The sequence below is a fragment of the Pseudoxanthomonas kalamensis DSM 18571 genome, from assembly GCF_010211745.1.
Classification (GTDB): domain Bacteria; phylum Pseudomonadota; class Gammaproteobacteria; order Xanthomonadales; family Xanthomonadaceae; genus Pseudoxanthomonas_A; species Pseudoxanthomonas_A kalamensis.
Genome location: NZ_PDWQ01000142.1, coordinates 1 through 515, shown reverse-complemented (window position 1 = coordinate 515; position 515 = coordinate 1). Strand labels below are relative to the sequence as shown.

The window sequence follows — 515 nt, the reverse complement described above, 5'->3', positions numbered from 1 at the left end:
TGAGTATAGTGCGTTGGTCGAATTTGTAGAGAATCGCCTCAGAGAGAATCCCTTGTCGCCCATCCAGTTGGCGGAGATAGCGGTCCTGCTTAGTGGTATCGGCGACCAAGACAATGCAATGCGGTTGGTTGATCAAGCGCTTCTCGCCGATCCTAAGCACGTGCCGTCCATCTATTTCAACGGGAATTTGCTTTCCTTCATGGGCGACGCAAAGGGAGCGGAGCTTGCGTACGAGCATGCGCTGGGCATTGATGGGGGGTATTTGCAGGCATCTTGGATGTTGTCAGGACTCAGGCTGCAGACGCCGCAGAGCAATCACATAGATCGTCTGCGTTCTCAGCTCGTTCGCTGCAGGGCTGGAAGTCTTGGTGAGGCGTATCTCCGGTATGCCTTGCACAAGGAGTTACACGATTTGACAGAGTATAAGCTCGCATGGGCTGAGCTTGAGCGCGCCAACCAGGTGATGCGCTCGCTTGTAAATTACCGCGAGAGCGAATCTGCAGTGCTCATTGATG

1 pseudogene is annotated in these 515 nt (G+C 54.0%); it reads left to right on the top strand.

Annotation, left to right across the window (positions count from 1 at the left end):
• Positions 1-52 precede the first annotated feature (52 nt).
• Positions 53-515, top strand: a pseudogene (locus CSC70_RS14420) (tetratricopeptide repeat-containing sulfotransferase family protein); the annotation flags it as partial.